We start from the raw sequence: 3,630 nt of genomic DNA on the forward strand, positions 1-3,630 counted from the left end.
GCCGGGTTCGCAGGTGGCTTCGGAGGCGGTGTTCGTTCCCGCGTTGCGTGGTGGTCGTCCGGAGGAGAAGGCGCTGGTGTCGGCGCTGGCCCGGGCCTGGGCTCACGGGGTCGGGGTGGACTGGAAGGCGGTGTTCACCGGGACCGGTGCCCAGCGTGTCGACCTGCCCACCTACGCCTTCCAACGCCACCGCTACTGGCTCGGCGAGACGGCACAGCAGGTGGCCGAGGAGCCCCAGGTTGTCAGGGCGGAGTCCTGGCGCGAGCGTCTTGCCGCCACTTCCGACGAGGAGCGCGGGCAGACGCTGGAGCAGTTGGTCCGGACGCAGATCGCGACCGTGCTGGAATACGGCTCCGCAGCCGCCGTGAACCCGGCGCGGACCTTCAAGGACCTGGGCTTCGACTCCCTGACCGGGGTGGAGCTGCGTAACCGGCTGAACGAGGCGACGGGGCTGCGGCTGCCGTCCTCGCTGATCTTCGACCACCCGACGCCGGCCGCCCTCATGCGGTACCTGGACACCGAGGTGCTGGGCACCGACCACGCGGCGGACGTCGAGGTGCCGGGCGACAGCGGGCAGTCGGACGAGCCCATCGCGATCGTCGGGATGGGGTGCCGCTTCCCCGGTGGGGTGACCTCGCCGGAGGAACTGTGGGACCTGGTGCTCACCGGGCGCGACGGGATCTCCGCCTTCCCGGTGGACCGCGGATGGGACCTGGACACGCTGTACGACGCCGACCCCGGCCGCTCCGGGACGTCGTACGTCCGTGAAGGCGGATTCCTTTACGAGGCAACCGAGTTCGACCCCGGGTTCTTCGGGATCTCGCCGCGTGAGGCGCTGGCGATGGACCCGCAGCAGCGGCTGCTGCTGGAGACGTCCTGGGAGGCGCTCGAGCACGCGGGCATCGACCCGCTGACCCTCAAGGGCAGCCGCACCGGTGTCTTCGCCGGCGCCATGTCCCAGGACTACGGCACCCAGTTGCACGAGGCCGCGGACGGCCTCGACGGCTATCTGCTGACCGGCAAGTCGGTCAGCGTGGTCTCCGGGCGGCTGGCCTACGTCCTCGGCCTCGAAGGCCCTGCCGTGACGGTGGACACGGCCTGCTCGTCGTCGCTGGTCGCCCTGCACCAGGCCGCCCAGGCCCTGCGGGCCGGCGAGTGCACGCTGGCCCTGGCCGGCGGCGTCACCGTCATGGCGACGCCCGGCATGTTCGTGGAGTTCAGCCGGCAGCGCGGGCTCGCCTCCGACGGGCGGTCCAAGGCGTTCTCCGACTCGGCCGACGGGACCTCGTGGGCCGAGGGTGTCGGCATGCTGGTGCTGGAGCGGTTGTCGGACGCGCGGCGCAACGGTCATCCGGTGCTGGCGGTCGTGCGTGGCTCGGCCGTGAACCAGGACGGCGCCAGTAACGGTCTTACGGCGCCCAACGGTCCGTCGCAGCAGCGGGTGATCCGTGCCGCCCTGGCGAACGCCGGGCTGTCGGCCGATGAGGTGGACGCGGTCGAGGCGCACGGCACCGGGACGGTGCTGGGCGATCCGATCGAGGCGCAGGCGCTGATCGCGACCTACGGGAAGGACCGTGAGCGGCCGCTCTGGCTGGGTTCGCTGAAGTCGAACATCGGGCACGCGCAGGCGGCTGCCGGTGTCGGCGGCGTCATCAAGATGGTGGAGGCGATGCGGCACGGTCTGCTGCCGCGGACGCTGCACGTCACCGAGCCGACGCGTGAGGTGGACTGGTCGGCGGGCTCGGTGGAACTGCTCACCGAGGCGCGTGAGTGGCCCGGGAGCGACGGGCGCCCGCGTAGGGCCGGTGTGTCCTCCTTCGGTATCAGCGGCACGAACGCGCACGTGATCCTGGAGCAGGCGCCGGAGGCCCGGCGGTCGGCCCCGTTCGAGCCGGTGGCGGTGCCGTGGGTGCTGTCAGGACGCGGGTCCGAGGCACTGCGGGGCCAGGCCGTCCGCCTGCTGGCGCGCGTGGAGCGCGACGCTGACCTCTCCCCGGCGAACGTGGGCTGGACACTGACCGAGGGGCGGGCCGCCCTGGACGATCGGGCTGTCCTGGTCGGCACCGACCGGGATGCGCTGGCGGCCGGACTGCGGGCGCTGGCACACGGTGAGTCGGCCGCAGGGCTGGTGCAGGGCACCGCGTCTGGTTCTGGTGGCCGGGTGGTGTTCGTCTTCCCGGGTCAGGGTGCTCAGTGGGCCGGGATGGGTGTGGAGCTGCTGGACACCGCTCCGGTGTTCGCCGAGCGGTTCACCGAGTGTGCTCAGGCGTTGGCGGAGTTCGTGGACTGGGACGCGGAGGCGGTTCTTCGCGGGACTCCGGGTGCTCCGTCGCTGGAGCGGGTGGATGTGGTGCAGCCGCTGTCGTGGGCGGTGATGGTGTCGCTGGCCGCGCTGTGGCGCTCGTACGGTGTGGAGCCTGCCGCTGTGGTGGGTCATTCGCAGGGTGAGATCGCTGCGGCCTGTGTCGCGGGTGGGTTGACGCTCCAGGACGGCGCTCGTGTGGTGGCTCTGCGGTCGCAGGCGATCGCGGCGAGCCTGGCCGGTGACGGTGGCATGGTCTCCCTGGCGCTCAGCGCGGAACAGGCCGCTGAGCGGATCGTCGCCTGGGACGGTCGTATCGAGATCGCCGCCCTGAACGGCCCGGCCTCGGTCGTGGTCGCCGGTGAACCGCAGGCTCTGGACGAGCTGATCGCCGCCTGCGAGGCCGACGAGATCCGTGCCCGCCGTATCCCGGTCGATTACGCCTCTCATACCTCTCACGTCGAGCGGATCGAGGAGGAGCTGGGCCGGGTCCTGGCCGAGGTGCGTCCGCAGGGCGCTGGGGTGCCGTTCTTCTCCACGGTGGAGGCCGACTGGCTGGACACGCAGGTTCTGGATGCCGGGTACTGGTACCGCAACCTGCGTCGCACGGTCCGTTTCGAGGACGCCGTACGCGCTCTCGCCGACCAGGATCACGCGGTGTTCGTGGAGGTGTCGGCGCACCCGGTGCTCGCGATGGGCATCCAGGACACGGTGGAGGACGCGGTCGTCACCGGCACCCTGCGCCGGGACGACGGCGGTCTGGACCGCTTCCTGGCCTCGCTGGGTGAGTTGTGGGTCAACGGCGTCGACGTCGACTGGGCGCAGGCGTTCGCCGGTACCGGCGCGCACCACACCGACCTGCCCACCTACGCCTTCCAGCGCCGCCGCTACTGGCTGGACGCCCCGGCTCCCTCGGACGCGGTGGCGGCGGATTCGGCCGACGCGCAGTTCTGGGCCGCGGTCGAGAGCGAGGACTTCTCGTCCGTTCTGGACACGCTTCAGGTCTCGGAGGACCAGCCGTTCGGTGATGTCCTGCCCGCGCTCGCGGCGTGGCGCAAGACGCTTCGGCGGCAGGCGGCGTTCGACGACTGGCGGTACGGCGTCTCCTGGCGGCCGGTGACCGTCCGCCCGGACGTGGTGGTGCCGGGGGCGTGGCTGGTCGCGGTGCCCGCGGGTCTGTTTGAGGACGAGTGGGTGTCGGCCGTGGTGGCCGGGATCGAGGCCCGTGGGGCTCAGGTCCGGTTGCTGCCGGTCGAGTCGGGTGCCGATCGGGCCGGGTTGGCCGAGGTGCTGCGCGGTGTGGTGGCTCCGGCCGGCGTGGTGTCGTT

Annotated in this window: 1 pseudogene; it reads left to right on the forward strand. The window is 71.9% G+C overall.

Annotated features, from left to right (window positions below):
• Positions 1-259 precede the first annotated feature (259 nt).
• Positions 260-3,630: pseudogene (locus ACZ4U1_RS40130) on the forward strand (type I polyketide synthase); the annotation flags it as partial.

This window comes from Streptomyces sp. NPDC028928 (assembly GCF_055564915.1).